Origin of the sequence: Streptomyces longisporus, from assembly GCF_039532765.1 — a bacterium.
Taxonomy (GTDB): Bacteria; Actinomycetota; Actinomycetes; order Streptomycetales; family Streptomycetaceae; genus Streptomyces; species Streptomyces longisporus.
In genome coordinates this window covers 95870-114659 of the sequence record NZ_BAAASG010000014.1, presented here as the reverse complement: position 1 = coordinate 114659, position 18790 = coordinate 95870, and the positions used below count along the sequence as shown (strand labels likewise).

16 protein-coding genes and 1 pseudogene are annotated in these 18790 nt (G+C 68.4%); 13 read left to right on the top strand and 4 right to left on the bottom strand.

Annotation, left to right across the window (positions count from 1 at the left end; all coding sequences use genetic code 11):
• Window positions 1-52 precede the first annotated feature (52 nt).
• From ABD355_RS29450 to ABD355_RS29395, 12 genes and pseudogenes are all read left to right on the top strand, one after another.
• The gene (locus tag ABD355_RS29450; RefSeq protein WP_344403828.1) at window positions 53-988 is read left to right on the top strand and encodes a carbohydrate ABC transporter permease; all 936 of its coding nucleotides are present in this window, start codon (window positions 53-55) and stop codon (window positions 986-988) included.
• 29 nt (window positions 989-1017) lie between these two features.
• Complete coding sequence (locus tag ABD355_RS29445; protein ID WP_344404071.1) at window positions 1018-1869, top strand: carbohydrate ABC transporter permease; 852 nt, start codon at window positions 1018-1020, stop codon at window positions 1867-1869.
• Between the two features lie 93 nt (window positions 1870-1962).
• Window positions 1963-2169, top strand: a pseudogene (locus ABD355_RS29440) (pectate lyase); the annotation flags it as partial.
• Window positions 2166-3311 (top strand): Gfo/Idh/MocA family protein, encoded by a 1146-nt coding sequence (locus tag ABD355_RS29435; protein WP_344403827.1) that lies wholly within the window; start codon window positions 2166-2168, stop codon window positions 3309-3311. The pseudogene ABD355_RS29440 and the gene ABD355_RS29435, both read left to right, overlap by 4 nt.
• Window positions 3311-4156, top strand: a complete 846-nt coding sequence (locus tag ABD355_RS29430) for a DUF6807 domain-containing protein (protein ID WP_344403826.1) — start codon at window positions 3311-3313, stop codon at window positions 4154-4156. The genes ABD355_RS29435 and ABD355_RS29430 overlap by 1 nt, the downstream gene beginning before the upstream one ends.
• Window positions 4157-4289: 133 nt before the next feature.
• The gene (locus ABD355_RS29425; protein WP_344403825.1) at window positions 4290-5627 is read left to right on the top strand and encodes an ABC transporter substrate-binding protein; all 1338 of its coding nucleotides are present in this window, start codon (window positions 4290-4292) and stop codon (window positions 5625-5627) included.
• Between the two features lie 17 nt (window positions 5628-5644).
• Window positions 5645-6451, top strand: coding sequence for a rhamnogalacturonan acetylesterase (locus tag ABD355_RS29420; RefSeq protein ID WP_344403824.1), 807 nt, complete (start codon window positions 5645-5647; stop codon window positions 6449-6451).
• A gap of 17 nt (window positions 6452-6468) precedes the next feature.
• Complete coding sequence (locus ABD355_RS29415) at window positions 6469-7785, top strand: pectate lyase family protein (RefSeq protein ID WP_425585804.1); 1317 nt, start codon at window positions 6469-6471, stop codon at window positions 7783-7785.
• Window positions 7786-7889: 104 nt separating this feature from the next.
• Window positions 7890-8993: a pectinesterase family protein gene (locus ABD355_RS29410; protein WP_425585803.1), complete on the top strand. Its 1104-nt coding sequence runs from the start codon at window positions 7890-7892 to the stop codon at window positions 8991-8993.
• 1 nt (window position 8994) lies between these two features.
• Window positions 8995-10020, top strand: a complete 1026-nt coding sequence (locus tag ABD355_RS29405; protein ID WP_344403821.1) for a pectinesterase family protein — start codon at window positions 8995-8997, stop codon at window positions 10018-10020.
• Between the two features lie 229 nt (window positions 10021-10249).
• A complete protein-coding gene (locus ABD355_RS29400) occupies window positions 10250-11362 on the top strand; it encodes a right-handed parallel beta-helix repeat-containing protein (RefSeq protein ID WP_344403820.1) in 1113 nt (370 codons plus the stop codon).
• Window positions 11363-11481: 119 nt separating this feature from the next.
• A complete protein-coding gene (locus ABD355_RS29395) occupies window positions 11482-12279 on the top strand; it encodes an HAD family acid phosphatase (protein WP_344403819.1) in 798 nt (265 codons plus the stop codon).
• 88 nt (window positions 12280-12367) lie between these two features.
• Here ABD355_RS29395 and ABD355_RS29390 read toward each other — a convergent pair whose 3' ends face one another.
• The 3 genes from ABD355_RS29390 to ABD355_RS29380 form a co-directional block, all read right to left on the bottom strand.
• A complete protein-coding gene (locus ABD355_RS29390; RefSeq protein WP_344403818.1) occupies window positions 12368-14050 on the bottom strand; it encodes a rhamnogalacturonan lyase B N-terminal domain-containing protein in 1683 nt (560 codons plus the stop codon).
• Window positions 14051-14186: 136 nt separating this feature from the next.
• Window positions 14187-15014 carry a hypothetical protein gene (locus tag ABD355_RS29385; protein WP_344403817.1) on the bottom strand — a complete coding sequence of 276 codons (828 nt, stop codon included), beginning with the start codon at window positions 15012-15014 and terminating at the stop codon, window positions 14187-14189.
• The gene (locus ABD355_RS29380; RefSeq protein ID WP_344403816.1) at window positions 15011-15577 is read right to left on the bottom strand and encodes a SigE family RNA polymerase sigma factor; all 567 of its coding nucleotides are present in this window, start codon (window positions 15575-15577) and stop codon (window positions 15011-15013) included. The genes ABD355_RS29385 and ABD355_RS29380 overlap by 4 nt, the downstream gene beginning before the upstream one ends.
• Before the next feature lie 258 nt (window positions 15578-15835).
• Between ABD355_RS29380 and ABD355_RS29375 the strand changes: the two genes are divergently transcribed.
• Window positions 15836-17287 carry an NCS2 family permease gene (locus ABD355_RS29375; protein WP_344403815.1) on the top strand — a complete coding sequence of 484 codons (1452 nt, stop codon included), beginning with the start codon at window positions 15836-15838 and terminating at the stop codon, window positions 17285-17287.
• Window positions 17288-17297: 10 nt separating this feature from the next.
• Here the strand turns inward: ABD355_RS29375 and ABD355_RS29370 are convergent, their stop codons facing one another.
• Window positions 17298-18749, bottom strand: coding sequence for a peptidoglycan D,D-transpeptidase FtsI family protein (locus tag ABD355_RS29370; protein ID WP_344403814.1), 1452 nt, complete (start codon window positions 18747-18749; stop codon window positions 17298-17300).
• Window positions 18750-18790: the final 41 nt, after the last annotated feature.

The following is an 18790-nucleotide window of genomic DNA, read 5'->3' as shown; positions in this document are numbered from 1 at the left end:
GAGAAAGCGCTTGCCCCGCAAGAGCCGGCCGTACCGAGAAACGGAGACTGTCATGGCCCAAGCCGCAGCCGTGGCGAACCCGCCCGCGCCACCCCGGCGGCGCCGTGCCTCCGCCACGCCGCGCAGGCTGCCGTATCTGCTGATCGCCCCGGCGGCCCTGCTCCTGCTGGGCTTCATCGCCTACCCGGTGATCAGCGTCTTCTACTACAGCCTGCAGAACTTCAACCCCACCAAGCCGTGGCGGAACGGCTACGCGGGCTTCGACAACTTCGTCCAGATCTTCACCAAGGACACCCAGTTCTGGGACACGCTGACCTTCAGTGCCAAGTGGGTCGTCGTAGAGGTGGGCCTGCAACTGCTGTTCGGCCTCGCACTCGCCCTCATCGTCAACCAGACCTTCGTGGGACGCGCGGTGGGCCGGGCGCTCGTCTTCTCCCCGTGGGCCGTGTCCGGTGTGCTGACCTCGGCGATCTGGGTGCTGCTCTACAACTCCCAGACGGGTATCACCCGTTACCTCGCCGACCTGGGCATCGGCTCGTACGGCACCAGCTGGCTCTCGGACACCTCGACCGTCTTCCCCGCGGCGATAGTCGCCGACCTGTGGCGCGGTGTCCCCTTCTTCGCGATCCTCATCCTCGCCGACCTGCAGTCCGTCTCCAAGGACCTCTACGAGGCCGCCGAGGTCGACGGCGCCGGCCGTGTCAAGCAGTTCTGGCACATCACGCTGCCGCATCTGAAGGACGCGATCGTGCTGTCGACGCTGCTGCGCGCGGTGTGGGAGTTCAACAACGTGGACCTGCTCTACACCCTCACCGGCGGCGGACCGGCCGGCGAGACCACCACCCTCCCGCTCTACATCGCCAACACCAGCGTCGACGCCCACAACTTCGGCTACGCATCCGCCCTGACCACGGTGGCGTTCGTGATTCTGCTCTTCTTCTCGATCGTCTATCTGCGCCTGAGCAAGTTCGGAGGTGAGGAGAAGTGATCACCGAGATCGCACCCGCGCCGGAGCGCATGGCCGCCGAGCCCGCCCGGCCGGGGAAGAAGCGCCGCGCCTGGGACGAGGTCCCCCGCCGGCAGATCTACGTCCCCCTGTCGATCTACCTCCTCTTCACGCTGATCCCCTTCTACTGGATCCTCCTCTTCGCTCTGCGACCGGCCGGATCCACCTCGCTGGTGCCCTGGCCGATGACGTTCGACCACTTCGGAAAGGTCTGGAACGAGCGGGCCTTCGGCACCTACTTCCAGAACAGCGTGCTCGTCGGCATCGCCACCCTGGTGATGACGACCCTGGTCGCGCTGGCCGGCGGCTACGCCCTCGCCCGGTTCGACTTCAAGATCAAGAAGGCGTTCATGCTGGCCCTGCTCTGCACGCAGTTCGTGCCGGGCGCGCTGCTCCTGGTGCCGCTCTTCGAGATCTTCGCCAACCTGCGGATGATCAACTCCCTGGTGAGCGTCATCATCGCCGAGACCGTCTTCCAGCTGCCGCTGTCGATGATCCTGATCAGCGGGTTCATCCGCAACGTGCCGTACTCGCTCGAAGAGGCCGCCTGGGTCGACGGCTGCAACCGGTTCACCGCGTTCCGTATCGTCGTACTGCCGCTGCTGCGGCCCGGGTTGATCGCCGTCGGCTCCTTCGCCTTCGTGCACGCCTGGAACCACTTCCTGTTCGCGCTGATGTTCCTGAGCGACCAGAGCAAACAGACCATCCCCGTCGGCCTCAACACGCTGATGAGCGCGGACAGTGTCGACCTCGGCGCGCTCGCCGCGGGCGGCATCATCGCGGCAGTACCCGTCGTGATCGTGTTCGCCTTCATCCAGAAGTGGCTGATCACCGGGTTCAGCGCGGGGGCGGTGAAGGGATGACGACACGAACGGTTGCCCGATCCGACATGCCTGCGTGTGGCTGTGCCAGGCCTTCAGCCGGGAGCCGGTTCGCCGACCACGATCGCCGAGAACAACGGCACCGCCCTCCACCGGACCGGCACCCTCTTCAACGGCTATCCGGTGGACCTGCCGGCCATCCACAACGCCTGCAACTCGGGCAGCGAACGCGACCTCACGGCCGACGTCGGCTGGACGCCTACCCTGCACACAAAGATCGACAGCGCCGAGACGGCCGACCGAGAGGTGGCACACGGCGCGGGCCCAGGGAGGATCCCATGAGCACCGTAGACATCGTCCTGGCGGGCGCGCGAGGCCACGGCCGCTGGCACCTGGACAACATCCGTCGGCTCCAGGACAAGGGGATCGTACGGCTGGCAGGCATCTGCGAGCTGACCCCGCTGACCGCGGAAGAGATCCCGGAGGGCCTCGGCACGCCCGAGCAGTCCGCCGACTTCGGCGCGCTCCTCGACTCCACCGGCGCCCGGATCGCCGTGATCTGCACCCCGATCCCCACCCACACCGACCTGGCGCTCACGGCCGCCCGCAGGGGCGTGCACCTGCTGCTGGAGAAGCCGCCCGCGCCGTCGTACGCCGAGTTCCGGCGGATGGCCGACGGGGTCGCCGAGGCGCGCGTGGTCTGCCAGATCGGCTTCCAGTCGCTGGGCTCGCACGCCGTCCCCGCGATCCTCGGGATGGTCGCCGAGGGCGCCGTCGGCGAGCTGGTCGGGGTCGGCGGGGCCGGTGCCTGGGTGCGTGCCGAGGCCTACTACCGGCGGGCGCCCTGGGCAGGCAAGCGGCGCCTGAACGGCGTCGACGTCATCGACGGCGTGCTCACCAACCCCCTCGCGCACGCCGTGGCCACCGCACTCGCCGTCAACGGCACCACACGCGCCGAGGACGTCACCGGCATCGAGCTCGAACTGCTGCGCGCCAACGACATCGAGTCCGACGACACCTCCTGCGTCCGCATCACCACCGCACCGGGCCGCAAGGTCACCGTCGCCGCGACCCTGTGCGCCGAGCGGGACGACGAGCCGTACGTCGTCGTGCACGGCACCCGCGGTCGGATCACGTACTGGTACAAGCAGGACCGCGTCCTGCTCCAGCGCGCCGACCGCGGCCCCGAGGAGTACGAGTACGGCCGCACCGACCTGTTGGAGAACCTGGTCGACCACCTCACCGACGGCGCGGACCTCCTGGTCACCCCGGACGCGACGGGCGCCTTCATGAGGGTCGTCGAAGCGATTCGGCAGGCCCCCGACCCGGCCCCGCTGCCGGCCGGCGCCTGGCACCTGCTCCCCGACGAGGGCCGCAGGGTCGTGCCCGGCATCGACGGACTCGTCGCGGCCGCCGCCGACAGTCTCTCCCTCTACTCCGAGCTCGGCGCCACCTGGGCCCCACCGAAAGAGGTGAGCACCTGATGACGACCATCGACTCGCCCGTCCTGCGCGTCGCCGGCCGCCCGGTCGGCCGCTACGTCACCCGGCCCGAACTGCCGGCCAGGCTCTCCCCGCGCCCCTATCTGCACCCCGTGACCACCCTGGCCGGCACGGCGGTCACCGAGCTGAGCCCCGCCGACCACACCCACCACCTCGGCGTCGGTGTCGCCGTTCCCGATGTCGAGGGGCACAACTTCTGGGGCGGGCGGACCTACGTACGCGACCAGGGCCCGACCGAGCTGGACGACCACGGCGCCCAGCGCCACACCTCCTTCCAGCTGCGCGACCCCGACGGCTTCGTGGAGGAACTGCGCTGGGTGGCGTCCGGCGGCGAGCTGCTGCGCGAGCGCCGCACGGTCGCCGCCACCGAACTCACCGACGTCGCCTGGGCGTTGGACTTCACGTTCTCGCTCACGAACGTCACCGACAGGCCGCTGTCGATCGGCAGCCCGGCCACCAGTGGACGCCCCGGCGCGGCCTACGGCGGCTTCTTCTGGCGCGCCCGCAAGGAGCACGACACCCCGCATGTCTTCACCGCCGACCGCGAGGGCGAAGCGGAGGTGCACGCCACCCACGCCGACTGGCTCGCCCTCGCCGGCACCACCTGGACCCTGCTCTTCGCCGGCGCCACGGACACCACCCGCCGCGACCCGTGGTTCGTACGCACCGCCGAATACCCCGGTGTGGGCTCGTCCCTGGCCCACACCGAACGCCTCCCGATCCCACCCGCCGAGACCGTCGTACGGCGCATCATCACCGTCGTCGCCGACGGCCGCCTGAGCCGCAACGAGGCGGCGGCACTGGTCCGCAAGGCGGTGAGCCGGTGACGTACGCCGTCCACTCCGCCCGTACGGACGCTCAGTCACGCCGGTAGGCGCCCGGCCGCAGCCGACCGACAGCAGCTCAACACCCCCCGCAGAGTGCATGTCTCCTTTGGATCCAGAAGAAGAGAGCCGACCCATGAAGAGCAGCATCCGCAGAAGCAGGCGCACGGCCGTCGCCGTCGCCCTGGGCTCCGTGCTCGCGCTGACCGCCACCGCCTGTGGCGACGACGGCAGCGGCAGCGCGGGGGACAAGGGCAACGAGGGCTCCGGCAAGGGCGAGATCACCTTCTGGGACAACAACGGCGGTGTCCGGACCGACATCTGGAAGCAGATCATCGCCGACTTCGAGAAGAAGAACCCGGACATCAAGGTCAACTACGTCGGCATCCCCGCCGCGAGCGCCCAGTCCAAGTACGACACCGCCATCCAGGGCGGCGGCCTGCCGGACGTCGGCGGCGTGGGCACCGCGATGCTCGCCGAGGTCGCCGTCCAGGGCGCGCTGGAGCCACTGGACGGCCGCCTGGCGAAGAGCTCCCTGAACGGCAGACTGAGCCAGAACCTGCTGGAAAGCAGCAAGGCCGCGGGCGGCGGCGACAAGCTGTACCAGATCCCGACCTCGTCCAACAACGGCACCCTGTGGTACCGGACGGACCTGTTCAAGAAGGCCGGTCTGGACGCGCCGACCACCTGGTCGAAGTTCTACGAGGCCGCCGACAAGCTCACCGACAAGAGCAAGAACGAATTCGGCTTCACCATTCGCGGCGGCGAGGGCTCGATCGCGCCGGCGCTGGACGCGTCGTACAGCCAGAGCGGTATCACTTCGTTCTGGAACGGCGACAAGACCACGGTCAACGACCCGAAGAACATCGCCGCGCTGGAGAAGTACGTCGCGCTCTACAAGAAGGACACGCCGTCCGCCGACGTCAACAACGACTTCACCAAGATGGTCGCCCAGTGGGACAGCGGCACGATCGGCATGCTGAGCCACAACCTGGGGTCCTATCAGGACCATCTGAAGGCGCTGGGCGCGGACAAGTTCCGCGGGCTGCCCAACCCGACGCAGGACAACGGCACCCGGGTGCAGATCTCCAACCCGGTGGACGGACTGAGCGTCTTCAGGTCCAGCAAGAACAAATCGGCTGCCTGGAAGTTCGTCGAGTTCGCCCTCTCGCACGAGGAGAACTCGAAGTTCAACCAGTCCGCGGGGCAGATTCCGGCGAACACGGAAGCCGCGCAGGACGCATGGATCCAGAAGGCCGAGCCCACGAAGCTGGCTGCTGCCGCGCTGAACGGGGCTGACACCAAGATTGTGCAGTTGCCGTACTACCTGCCGGACTGGAACACGATTTCCAAGGCCGACAACGAGCCGAACTTCCAGAAGGTCCTGCTCGGAAAGTTGAGCGCGAAGGAGTTTCTGGACACGTTGGCCGATCAGCTGAACAAGGCGCAGGCGGACTGGAAGAAGAACCACTGAGAGGAAGGTGTACGGTCTTGTCGCTTACTCGTAGACAGGTCACCGTGGCTGCCCTCGCGGCCGTTCCCCTCGCCTTTGCGGCCACCGGTACCGCCCACGCCGCACACAGGCAGCGCACGCTCCACATCGCCGGTGATTCCACCGCCGCGCAGAAATACGCCGACGCCGCTCCCGAGACCGGGTGGGGTATGGCGATTCCCTTCTTTCTCAACCAAGGCCTGACCGTCGCCAACCATGCGGTGAACGGGCGCAGTTCGAAGAGCTTCGTCGACGAGGGCCGGCTCGATGTCGTTCTCGGGCTGATCAAGCCCGGCGACTTCCTTCTCGTCCAGTTCGCGCACAACGATGAGAAGAGCGACGACCCCACCCGGTACACCGAGCCCTGGACGACGTACCAGGACTACTTGCGGCTGTACATCGAGGGGGCACGCTCGAAAGGGGCGCGGCCCGTCCTCGCGACGCCCGTCGAGCGGCGCAGGTTCGACGCGGACGGGAACGCCGTGCCGACCCACGGCGAGTATCCGGCGGCGATGCGCGCGCTCGCCGCGCAGGAGCGGGTGGCGCTGCTCGACATCGAGGCGCTGTCGCTCGCGCTGTGGCAGCGGCTCGGGGTCGAGGAGACGAAGGTCTACTTCAACTGGACCGCCACCGAGCAGGACAACACGCACTTCAATCCGCCGGGCGCGATCGCCGTGGCGCGGCTCGTGGCGCGGGAGTTGCTGCGCACGCGGGTGCTCGCGCCGCGAGACGTCATCCGGCTGGACGACGGGATTCCGACGTCCTGGATCACTTGGCCCGAGGCGAGCAGCGCCTCGGTCGCATAACCAAGGAGAGCCGCACAGTGCGTACACAGAAATGTCATGGACGCGTCATAGCATCCGTCGTGGGATGCACCGCCCTGGTGCTCGGCCTCACGGGAACCACCTCCGCGCAGGCCCAGGCCCGGGACCTGGGCCGGCAGACGCTCGGCACGAACGACGGCTGGGGCTCCTACGGCACCGGCACCACCGGCGGCGCGGCCGCCGATGCCGCGCATGTCTACACCGTCACCGACTGGGCCGGCTTCAAGGCCGCCCTCGCCGACGGCGGCAGCGCACCGAAGATCATTCGAGTGCGGGGGACGATCCGCGCCGACGAGCCGGGCTGTGCCTCGTTCGCCGTGCCCGGCTACGACTTCGCCACCTACCTGAAGACCTACGACCCCGCGGTGTGGGGCCGTACCAAGAACCTCGACGGAGAGCCCGCCGACAGCCCCGAGGGCCTGCGCCGCGCCTCCGCCGCCCACCAGGCCTCCTATGTCGAGGCGAACGTCCCGGCCAACACGACGATCATCGGCATCGGCAAGGACGCCGGATTCCAGGGCGCCAACCTGATGATCAAAGGCGTGGACAACGTCATCGTCCGCAATCTGCGCTTCCAGAGCGCCCTCGACTGCTTCCCGCAGTGGGATCCCACCGACACGGCCGTCGGCAACTGGAACTCCGAGTACGACGACGTGACGATCTACGGCGGCACACACGTCTGGATGGACCACAACACCTTCACCGACGGCGACCACCCCGACAGCTCCCTGCCGTCCTACTACGGGCGGATCTACGAGCAGCACGACGGCGAGATGGACATCGTCAAGGGATCCGACCTCATCACCGCGTCCTGGAACGTCTTCGCGGACCACGACAAGACGACCCTCATCGGCAACAGCGACGGCGCCGCCACCGCCGCGATCGACCGGGGCCACCTCAGAGTCACCCTGCACCACAACCTGTACACCAATGTGCTGGAGCGCGCCCCGCGCGTCCGCTTCGGCAAGGTCGACTCCTACGACAACCACTTCGTCGTGGGCGGCGCCGACTACGTGTACAGCTACGGCGTCGGCATGGAGTCCCAGATCGTCGCCGAGCACAACGCGTTCACCCTGCCGGACGGCGTCAAGGCGGGCACGATCCTGAAGAAGTGGAAGGAGGCGCCGATCACCGCCGACGACAACTACGTCAACGGTGAGCCGGTCGATCTGATCGCCGTCCACAACGCGCAGGTGCCGAGCGAAACCCTGCAGTCCGGTGCCGGCTGGACCCCGACCCTGCGGACGAAGGTGGACCCGGCCCAGGCGGTCCCCGGGATCGTCGACCACTGCGCGGGCGCAGGCCACCTGCGCTGACGCTCTCGGCCGGGGCGCCCGGTGCGCCCCGGCCGCTTCTCTCATGAGCCGCACCGCGAAGGAGCACCCGCATGCCCTCGCCCTCACTTCGTCCTCAACTCTCCATGTCCAGAAGGGGTTTCCTCACCGCGAGCGCCGGGGTTGCCGCCGCGCTCGGGCTCGCCTCGACGCCCGCGCGGGCCGACGCGCAGGAGCGCCCGTTCGGCCGGTACGGTTCCCCGGCCCGCCGCCTCACGCCCGGCACCCTCTACGTCGACCCACAGGGCCGCGGCGACTTCGCGACCGTCCAGGCCGCCGTATCCGCAGCCACCGGCACCGGCCGCACTCTCGTCCTCGCCCCCGGCGTCTACCGGGAGACGGTCGCCGTCGACGTCACCCGTACGGAGGCGACCTGGATCGGCGCCTCCGAGGACCCCCGTGACATCGTGATCGTGTACGACAACGCGGCCGGCACCCCCAAGCCCGGCGGCGGCACCCACGGCACCACGGGTTCCGCCACCACGACCGTGCAGGCGGACGGCTTCACCGCCCGCTGGATCACCTTCGCCAACGACTGGCTGCGCGCCGACCACCCCGACATCACGGGCACGCAGGCGGTGGCCATCAAGGTGCAGGGGGACAGGAGTTCGTTCACCCACTGCCGTTTCCTCGGCCACCAGGACACCCTGTACGCCGACTCGATGGCGCTCGGCACCTTCGCCCGGCAGTACTACTCGCACTGCTATGTCGAAGGGGACGTCGACTTCGTCTTCGGGCGGGCGACCGCGGTGTACGAGGACTGCCACTTCCGGACGCTGAACCGCACCGACCTGGCCGCCGCCCCCTACGGCTTCGTCTTCGCCCCCTCCACGGCGGTCGCCAACCCGCGCGGCCACCTGGTGACGCGGAGCCGCGTGAGCAGCGAAGCCCCGGACGGCTCCTACAAGCTGGCCCGGCCCTGGGTGCCCGGCTCCGACACCACCGCCCGCCCGATGCTCACCGTCCGGGACACCCACCTCGGGCGCGGGATCGACGCGGTCGCGCCCTACACCAACATGTCGGACACCTATCCCTGGCAGAACCAGCGGTTCGCCGAGTACCACAACACCGGACCCGGCGCCGCGATCACCGTCCCCGAGAACCGGCCCCAACTCACCGACGCCCAGGCCGAGTCGGCGACCCGGGAGGCCTACCTCGGCGACTGGAAGCCGTGGCAGGAGGCCTGCTGACATGCGCCGACGCACTCTTCTGGCGGGCATCACCGCAGGCCTGGCCACCGCCGGAGCCGGTCCCGCCTTCGCGGGCGCCCGCCGTCCTGTCCTGCACGTCCGCCCCGGCGGCTCCGTCCAGGCGGCCGTGGACGCGGTGGACGGACCCGGGGCGACGATCGTGGTACATCCGGGGACGTACCGCGAGGTCGTCAAAATCCCTTCTGACAAAGGTGGGTTGACGATCCGCGGCGCCACCCGCGACCCGCGTGACACCGTCGTCGTCTTCGACCACGCGAACGGCACGAAGAAGCCCGACGGCACGACATTCGGGACGCCGGGCTCCGCCACCTTCACCTCCGCGGCCCCCGGACTGACCGTCCGCGATCTGACCCTCGCCAACGACTGGCTGCGCGCCGACCACCCGGACATCACCGGCACCCAGGCGGTTGCCGCATATGTGACGGGTGACCGGTCGAGCTTCGAGAACGTCCGCCTCCTGGCCCACCAGGACACCCTCTTCGTCGACACGACGGCGCTCGACGCCTTCGACCGGCAGTACTTCCACCGCTGCTACGTCGAGGGTGACGTCGACTTCGTCTTCGGGCGGGCGACCGCCGTGTTCGAGGAGTGCCACTTCCACACGCTGCAGCGGGACGTGACCTTCACGCCCAAGGGCATGGTCTTCGCCCCCTCCACCGCCCGCGCCAACCCGCACGGGATCCTGGCCGTCCGTTCCCGCATCACCTCCGGCGCCGAGGAGGGGGCGTACAAGCTGGCGCGGCCCTGGGTCCCGTCGTACGAGACGACCGCCTGGCCGTCCCTCGTCGTCCGGGACACCCGGATCGGGCCCGGCATCGACTCCGTCACGCCCTACGTCAACATGCGGGACGCCCACCCCTGGCAGACCATGCGGTTCAGGGAGTACCGCAACACGGGCCCGGGGGCCGTGGTCACGGTTCCGGAGAACCGGCCTCAACTCACCGCGGATGAGGCGCGGTTGCATACGCGTGAGGCGTACCTCGGCGATTGGCGCCCTTGTGTGTAGGCGCTCCGCCGGGTGTCCCGCAATGGGCCGTCGGTCTCCTGCGGGTCCGTCGTGGCCGGTCACGCCCGCGCGGCGGAAGCCGTATGTCCCATGCAGCCTCGCACCCCTTCAGGGCGCTGCCTGCACGGCTCACGAGAAGCTGCGCGCCGTCTGGCGCTCCCGCCTTCAGCCGGCTCGACACCGTCCTGTGAACCCCACAAGAACCCGTACGAGAAAGGAACCGCTCTCCATGTCTCGTCGTACCGCACTCGCCACCGCCGCAGCCCTGGCCGTGGGCGCCGGTCTCGCCGTGCTCCCCACCCAGGCCCAGGCCGCCACCGTGGTCGTCAGCAACTCGACCGATCTGTCCAACGCCATCAAGAACGCCACCGCCGGCACCGTCATCCAGGTCCGCGGCGGCACCTACTACCCGACGGCCACCCTGCAGTCCACGGCCAACGGCACCTCCTCCGCGCCGATCACCCTCACCGCGTACGGCTCGGAGACCGTCAAGATCGACGGGTCCTCGCTGCCGTCCGGTTCCTGGATCTTCAAGCTGACCGCGGACTACTGGAACGTCTCCGACATCACCTTCCAGAACTCCCCGGACAGCGCCGTCGTCTGCCAGTCCTGCACCGGCACCAACTGGAACAACATCAAGACCATCAACGGCGGTGACTCCGGCTTCACGCTCACCGGCGACGGCACGGTCAACAACACCGTCAAGAACCTGGACAGTTACGGCAACTACGACGCCGCCAGTCACGGCCAGAACGCGGACGGCGTCGCCATCAAGTTCGGCTCCGGCACCGGCAACCTGGTCACCGGAGCGCGCCTCTACAACAACTCGGACGACGGCATCGACCTGTGGTCCTTCTCCTCGCCGGTCACCATCGAGCACTCCTGGTCCTTCGGCAACGGCGTCAACCGCTGGGGCGACTCCGCCTTCGAGGGCAACGGCAACGGCTACAAGCTGGGCGGCAACGGCGTCACCGTCGCCCACGTCGTCAACAACTCCGCCGCCTGGGGCAACGCGGGCAACGGCTTCACCGAGAACTCCAACACCGGCTCGATCACCGTCAACCGCACCACCGCCTACGCCAACGGCAAATGGGGCTACTACTTCGCCACCAGCTCCGCCAGGCTCGGCAAGAACCTCGCGGTCGGCAACGGCAGCGGCTCGGTCACCAAGGGCTCCGCGGTCACCTCGTCCGGCAACAACTGGGACTCCGGGATCTCGACCCCGGCCTTCAAGTCGACGGACGCCTCCACGACGTACAACGCCCGTAGCTCCAGCGGCACCCTGCCCGCGACGACGTTCCTGACGACGGGGAGCACCACGATCGGGGCGACGATGAACTGAGCCGTACCGATCCGGAACCGTCCCGTCCAGGGCGCTTGACCCGTTTTTTGCCTGTGGAAGAGATATCGATCAGGCAACGGGCCTCGCGCCCGCCGGGGTGACGCGCGTAGAAACCTGTCATGCATAAGCCACTGCGTATCGCGGCGATCGCCGCAGCGTGTGCCCTCGCCGGCGGCGCCCTCTACGGGGCCGGTGCGGCCACGGCCGGCCAGTCCACGGCCAACTCCACCCACGAGCCGTACAACATCGGCCTCCTGGTGAAGGACATCGACACCTACTACGGCACCACGGCCGACGCCAACGGCGTGTACCAGGCGTCCCCGGACAGCCCGTACGCCCAGGATCTGGCACACATCGACGCCGCCGCCAGGAAGTACATGGACCAGGCCGCCCGCAAGGCGCACCACCGGGGCGAGAAGCCCGCGGTCATGTTCGACATCGACGACACGCTGCTGCTCAGCCTCGACTACGAGAAGCGCTACAACTACACGTACAACCCCACCACCTGGGCCGACTACGTGAACAAGGCCGACCGCCCGGGCGTGTTCGGCAGCGCCGAGCTGGTCCGGTACGCCGAGTCCAAGGGCGTCGAGGTCTTCTACAACTCGGGTCTGAGCGAGGCGCAGCGCACCGCCGCCGTCGCGAACCTGAAGAAGATCGGCGCCGATGTGAACCTCGACGCCGACCACATGTTCCTCAAGGACAAGGCGAACCCGCCGGCCTATCTGAGCGCCTGCGCCACGCCGGGCACCTGGACCTGCACGACCGTGCAGTACAAGTCCGGCACCCGCAAGCACATCGAGGACGACCTCGGCTACGAGATCGTCGCCAACTTCGGCGACCAGTACTCGGACCTGGACGGCGGCTACGCCGACCGCTCCTACAAGCTGCCGAACCCGACCTACTTCGTCAGCTGAGCACGTCCCCCCGCGCCCCTTTCGGGGCGTAAAGCGCCCCCGTCGGTCGTCACCGGCGGGGGCGCTTCTTCTGCTGACCGAGGGGGGCTCAAGTCAGCAGGTCCAGGCAGTCGAACGACGTGCCGGCGCTGAGATAGGCCGTGCCGCCCGAACCGCTCACGATGTTGATCTTCAGGACGTTGTACTGGGAGGTGTCCGTCTTCCACGCACTGTTAGGGACGTTGAAAGTGAAGCTGTGGTTGTTTCCACGGTACGAACCCGTGGTGAGGGAACGAGTCGAGGGCTGTGTGGGTGCTGTGGGAATGGCCGAAACCCAGTCGTTCACGGTCACCCGCGGCCGCCCGCCGGCGAACGCGTCCGTCACTCCGACCCGCAGCGTGTGCGCGGCCGCGGCCTGCGCCTTGGTCAGCTTGAAGTAGACGAGGATGCCGTCGTTGACGTCCTGCCACATGTACGCCGGGAAGGACGCGGCCTCGCTGCCGCCGCCGATGGTGACGTTGCCGGTCCACTTGGCCGCGCGGCCGTCGGAGGGATGCGCGTACGTCATCAGCTCGGCGTTCTTGAACTCGCCGGGTGTGCCGTCCCAGTCGCCGAGCCGCCAGACGGCGGAGGCGGCGGACGGGTCGCCGGTGATGCTCAGGGTGTGCAGGGACGTCGTGGCGCCCGCCGTCACCTTCACCGACTCGGTGTGCACGGCGAGTTCGCCCTTGTGGACGGTCAGCGTGTACGTCCCCGGAAGCATCCCCTTGCAGGAGAAGGCGCCCGTGCCGGCCGCGGCCTTCGCCCAGTACTGCGCGTCCGCGTTCGCGAAGCCCACGGTGTAGGGGTACTTGGCGTCCATGCCCTTCAGGCCGACGCCCGCCACCTTGCCGCGGCCCGCCTTGCCGACCCAGCCGGTGATGCCGAGCCCGTCCACCCATGAGGTGTCCAGGTTCGCCGGGAAGAGCGAGGAGGAGGGGGCGCCGCCGTCGGTGAGGGCGATGACGTACGGGCCCTGCAGACCGAAGCGCTCCGCCTCCGTCTGGGCCTCGTTGTAGTGCAGGATCTCGTACAGGCCTGCGCCGCCGTCGTTCGAGTGCCGCAGCAGGGAGCGGTAGAAGGGGCCGCCGGAGGCCTTCTCGTGGTTGGAGCGGACCATCCAGAGACCGACCGAGCCGGCGGTGAAGCCGACGTAGTCGTAGTCGATGGTCCGCTTGCCCGAGTAGTGCTTGGAGTGGGTCGTGCCGTCCGGGCTCCTCCAGACGTCACCGGCCTCGATGATCTTGTCTCTCGTCGAGTCCCAGGCGTCCGAGCCGGTGTTGGGGAACATGCCGGGCTTGAGGCGGACGATGTAGCGGGTCGCCGTGAAGGACGCGTCGGCCTTGTTCGTCCACAGGTAGACGTTGTTCTGGCCGCTGCGGGCCGCGTACCACTGGGTGATCGCGCCGTGCACGACCTTGATCAGGATCGTCGGGCCCGACTGCTTGATGGTGACGGTGGAGGCCCCGAGCCCCGACTCGACGTGCGAGTGCTTGCCGCCGTAGCCCTCGTACTCCTTGCCCTTGTAGACGAGGGACGTGAGGTCACCGGTCGTCTTGGAGACCTTGAAGACGAGGGAGGAACCGGTGTCGACGACGTAGTTCCTGCCGTCGTCCTGGTAGCCGAAGGCCGCGGCGGACGCGGACGACAGCAGGCCGGCGCCTCCCGCCACGGCGGCGCCGGTGGCGGCGACGCCGAGCGCGGAGGCCCCGAGCACCCGGCGGCGGGTGAGATGTCTCTTGTGCGTGCTCAAGGGGCGCAATCCCGTCGTACTTGAATGTTCACTCAGCTGCAGGTGAAGAGGACGTCCTCTGCTTCCTGGTTGCCGCCGCCGAGGAAAGGGTTGCCGCCCTCTTCAAGATTTTGCGCGAGCTTCTGCGCAGTTGGATCTACGAGTCGCCCGCGTGGGCCGCGAAGTCGCCGCCGACCGCACGCTGCGTGCCGCCCGCCGTGGCCGTGACGGCGTAGGTGTCGTCCTTGGCGTCCCGGCCGCCTCGCTGGTGGTTGTACTGCCCGGCGAACACCCACTGGCCCTTGGGGACCGTACGGCCCGCCTTGAGCGTCCAGGTGTAGACGAGGAAGCCGTTCTGCTCGCCGACCGCGAGGTCGAAGTCCTGCTCCGGCAATGAGCGCCAGGCCCCGGTCGAGCTGACCCCTCCGGTCTGGGCGACCCTCAACTGCACCGTCAGGGCGGTCAGCTGTTCGCTCGTCCTGACCGTGATGTCGCTCTGCGCCCAGAAGTCGTTGCCGTGCGGGTCCACCGAGCCGTCCGACCACAGCGGACCGTCGCTCCCACGGGCGGCGGGCGTCAGCACGGAGGCGGAGGGCTTGCCGGAAGGGGAGTTGCTCGGCTTGTGGGACGGCCGGGGAGAGCTCGGTGTCCGGTCCACCGGCGGGACGGGCGCCCGGCTCGTCGCATCGGGGGACGGCGTGGGCGTCGGCGAGACCGAGACCGTCTGCCGCTGCGGGGTGTGGTCCTTCACCGCGGAGGCCACCGCGTAACCGCCGACCGCGAGCATGCCCGCGACCGCGGCCGTCGCACCCACCACCCGGGCCCAGCCCCACACCGGCGGACGGGTCGCCCGGTGGTCGGAGCGGCTGTGCTCGCTCATGCCCCGCTCGATCCGGGCCAGGATCCTGGCCCGGTCCGGCTGGTGTGCCTCGGCCGTTTCGTGCAGCCGGGCGCGCAGCTCGTCGTGCACGTCCTGCTGCCTCATCGGTCCGTTCCTCCACTGTCGCCGCCGCGCGCCATCGCCGCGTGCACCTTGTGCGGTACGCCCTGGGAGCCGAGGATCTTCTGCAGCTCGGCCATTCCCTTGGACGTCTGGGACTTAACCGTACCCACGGAAACACCCAGAGCGAGAGCGGTGTCCTTTTCCGACAGGTCGAACGCATGCCGGAGCACCACACACGCCCGTTTCCTGAACGGCAGCCTGCGCAGCGCCTCCTGGACGTCGACAACGCCTGCTATGTCGGGATTCTCGGTCTTCTCCTCGCGCTGCGACCAGAACAGCGAGATCCGCCGGCGCTCACGCACGGCGCTGCGGATCCGGGTGCGGGCCAGGTTGGCGACGACTCCGCGGGCGTAGGCGACCGGGTGGTCCGCGGCGCGCACCCGGTCCCAGCGGTGCCACAGGGTGAGCAGTGCGTCGGCGGCCAGATCGTCGGCGGCGTCCGCCTCGCCGGTCAACAGATGGGCGAACCGGGACAGTTCTGCGTAGTGCCGCTCGAAGAAGGCATGGAACTCCACGGAGGCTGCATCGTCGACGACAGTGCCCACGGGCGACCTCTCTGCGTGTGGCATGTAGATGACATGTGAGACATGTGATCATCCGGAGGAGGCCCGGACGAAATCCGGAGCGTAGCAGTGATCAAGCCGCCGGGCTCGTACGGGGCTTCGAATCCGTACGGCACCTCGAACGAAGTCTGGCGGGCCGATCGATTCCGTAACACGGAGAAAACCTGAAACGGGTTCACCGCGGGAACAATCCAGCCAGCATCCGCACACTGATCAATCAGGCACCTAGGAGCACCCGCCATGTCCGACACCAGGAAGACGGCCGAGCGGCCGAGTGCCGCGCCACCAGCGGCGAACGGCGTCGACCGGTACTTCAGGATCTCCGAGCGGGGATCCACCTTCGGCCGGGAGATACGCGGCGGCTTCGCCACGTTCTTCACGATGGCCTACATCCTTGTCCTGAATCCCATCATCCTCGGCTCCGCGAAGGACAAGTTCGGCCACAGCCTCGACACCGGTCAACTCGTCACCGCCACCGCCCTGGTGGCCTGTGTGATGACGATCATCATGGGCGTCGGCGGCAACCTCCCGCTCGCCATCGCCGCGGGCCTCGGCCTCAACGCCGTCGTCGCCTTCCAGCTCGCCCCGCTGATGAGCTGGTCCGACGCGATGGGACTCGTCGTCCTCGAGGGCATCCTGATCTGCGTCCTGGTCGTCACCGGACTGCGGAAGGCGATCATGGACGCCATTCCGCAGCAGCTCAAGCAGGCGATCGGCGTCGGCATCGGGCTGTTCATCGCCTTCATCGGCTTCGTGGACGCCGGGTTCGTCAGCCGGATCCCGGACGCGGCACAGACCACCGTGCCCGTGCAGCTCGGAGCCGTGGGCCGGCTGACCGGCTGGCCCGTCCTCGTCTTCTGTCTCGGCGTGCTGCTCACCATCGCGCTGCTCGCGCGCAAGGTGAAGGGCGCGATCCTGATCAGCATCGTGACCATGACGATCGTCGCGATCATCATCGACGCGGTGGCGGACATCAAGAGCTGGGGGCTGACCACCCCGCATGTGCCCGACAAGATCGTCTCCACCCCCGACTTCGGGCTCATCGGTCACTTCAGCCTGTTCGGCGGCTTCGCCAAGGCCGGCATCCTCACCGCCGTCCTGCTGGTGTTCACCCTGATCCTGTCGGACTTCTTCGATGCCATGGGCACCATCGTCGGCATCAGCGCGGAGGCCGGACTGCTCGACGAGCAGGGGCAGGTGCCGGGGATCGGCCGCGTGCTGTTCATCGACGGCGCGGCGGCGGTGGCCGGCGGTCTGGGGTCCGCCTCCTCCAACACCGCTTACATCGAGTCGGCGGCGGGTGTCGGAGAGGGTGCGCGCACCGGCTTTGCGAACCTGATCACCGGTGGGTTGTTCGGGCTCGCACTGTTTCTGACGCCGTTGCTGACGATCGTGCCGCTGCAGGCGGCTGCGCCCGCGCTGATCGCGGTCGGGTTCCTGATGATGACGCACGTCAAGCACATCGACTGGGACCGGTACGAGATCGCCATCCCGGCGTTTCTGACCATCGCCGCGATGCCGTTCACCTACTCGATCACCGACGGCATCGGGGCGGGGTTCCTGGCCTACGTCCTCATCAAGGCGGTGCTGGGGAAGGCGAAGGAGGTGCACTGGCTGCTGTGGGGGGTTTCGGCCCTCTTCCTGGTGTACTTCGCCATTGACCCGGTGGAGCAGATCCTGGGCGTGAAGTAGCAAACCGGACTCAGTTCTTGAGGGCCGCCTCCATCACGGCCTTGGCCACGGGGGCGGCCAGGCCGTTGCCGCTGACCTCCGAGCGGGCCGCGTCCGACTGCTCGACCATCACCGCCACGGCGACCTCCTTGCCGCCCTCCTTGCCGTAGGACGTGAACCAGGCGTACGGCGTCTTGCTGTTGTTCTCGCCGTGCTGGGCGGTGCCGGTCTTGCCGCCCACGGTGGCGCCCGATATCTGGGCGTTCGTGCCGGTGCCCTGCTCCACCACCGTCTGCATCGCGGACTGCAGTTGCCCGGCGGTCGAGGAGCTGACGATCTCCTTGCTGCTCGCGCTGTCGTCGTAGTTCTTCAGCACGTCACCGCCGCTGTCGGTGATCTGCGAGACCATATGCGGAGAGACCAGCTTGCCGCCGTTGGCTATGGCGGCGGACACCATGGCCATCTGGAGCGGGGTCGCGGTGACGTCGTACTGCCCGATGCCCGTCAGAGCCGTGGAGGACCTGTCCATGTTCGAGGGGTAGACGCTGGTGTAGGCCCGCACCGGCACGTCCTGCTGCGTGTCGTTGAAGCCGAACTTCTCGGCCATCGCCCTCACCTTGTCCTGGCCGAGGTCGACGGCCATCTTCGCGAAGACGTTGTTGCAGGAGTACTGCAGCGCGGTGCGGATCGTCGCGTTCTCGCAGGGCGCGTTCGGGTTCTCGTTGGACAGGTCGCGGGTGGTGCCCGGGAGCGTGTACGGATCCGGGCTCTTCGTCTTCTCGTCCACCGACGAGTACAGCCCGTCCTCCAACGCCGCGGCGGCCACGACCAGTTTGAACGTCGAGCCCGGCGGCAGCGGCTGGCGCAGCGCGCGGTTGGTCAGCGGCTTGTCGGGGTCGTCGTTGAGCTTCTTCCAGGCCGTGCCCGCGGTGTTGGCGTCCGTCAGCGTCGACGGGTCGAACGACGGCGTCGACACCACCGCCAGGATCCTGCCCGTCTTCGGATCGATCGCGACGGCCCCTCCCTTCTTGTCGCCGAGCGCGTCGTACGCCGCCTTCTGCACATCCGGATCGATCGTCGTGACCACGTTGCCCGGGTCGGCCCGCTTGCCGGTGATCGTGTCCATCACTGTCTTGAGGCGGTTGTCCGTCCCGTCGAGGAGGTCCTGGTAGATGCCCTCCAGCTGGGTCGGCGCATACGCCTGCGAGGCGTAGCCCGTCACCGCCGCGTACAACTTGCCGTTCTTGTACGTGCGCTTGTACTTGAGGTCGCTGTTCTTCGTCACCGCGGAACCGGTGATCGCATTGCCGCCCACGATGATGTTCCCGAGCGGGTCCGCGTACGTCTGGATCGCGTTGCGCCGGTTGTACTTGTCGTCCGCGAGGGCCTTGCCGTCGTAGAACTGCACCCAGGTCGCCCTGACCAGCAGAGCGATCACCAGCAGCAGTGTGAAGACGGCGGCCCGCCTGATCGTCTTGTTCATCCCACTCGGAAGACGACCGGAAGCGGGTCGATCGTTCCCGT

Coding starts and splice junctions, on each gene's coding strand:
- ABD355_RS29450 (WP_344403828.1), top strand. CDS start 53: ATGGCCCAAGCCGCAGCCGTGGCGAACCCGCCCGCGCCACCCCGGCGG.
- ABD355_RS29445 (WP_344404071.1), top strand. CDS start 1,018: ATGGCCGCCGAGCCCGCCCGGCCGGGGAAGAAGCGCCGCGCCTGGGAC.
- ABD355_RS29435 (WP_344403827.1), top strand. CDS start 2,166: ATGAGCACCGTAGACATCGTCCTGGCGGGCGCGCGAGGCCACGGCCGC.
- ABD355_RS29430 (WP_344403826.1), top strand. CDS start 3,311: ATGACGACCATCGACTCGCCCGTCCTGCGCGTCGCCGGCCGCCCGGTC.
- ABD355_RS29425 (WP_344403825.1), top strand. CDS start 4,290: ATGAAGAGCAGCATCCGCAGAAGCAGGCGCACGGCCGTCGCCGTCGCC.
- ABD355_RS29410 (WP_425585803.1), top strand. CDS start 7,890: ATGTCCAGAAGGGGTTTCCTCACCGCGAGCGCCGGGGTTGCCGCCGCG.
- ABD355_RS29405 (WP_344403821.1), top strand. CDS start 8,995: ATGCGCCGACGCACTCTTCTGGCGGGCATCACCGCAGGCCTGGCCACC.
- ABD355_RS29400 (WP_344403820.1), top strand. CDS start 10,250: ATGTCTCGTCGTACCGCACTCGCCACCGCCGCAGCCCTGGCCGTGGGC.
- ABD355_RS29395 (WP_344403819.1), top strand. CDS start 11,482: ATGCATAAGCCACTGCGTATCGCGGCGATCGCCGCAGCGTGTGCCCTC.
- ABD355_RS29385 (WP_344403817.1), bottom strand. CDS start 15,014: ATGAGGCAGCAGGACGTGCACGACGAGCTGCGCGCCCGGCTGCACGAA.
- ABD355_RS29375 (WP_344403815.1), top strand. CDS start 15,836: ATGTCCGACACCAGGAAGACGGCCGAGCGGCCGAGTGCCGCGCCACCA.
- ABD355_RS29370 (WP_344403814.1), bottom strand. CDS start 18,749: ATGAACAAGACGATCAGGCGGGCCGCCGTCTTCACACTGCTGCTGGTG.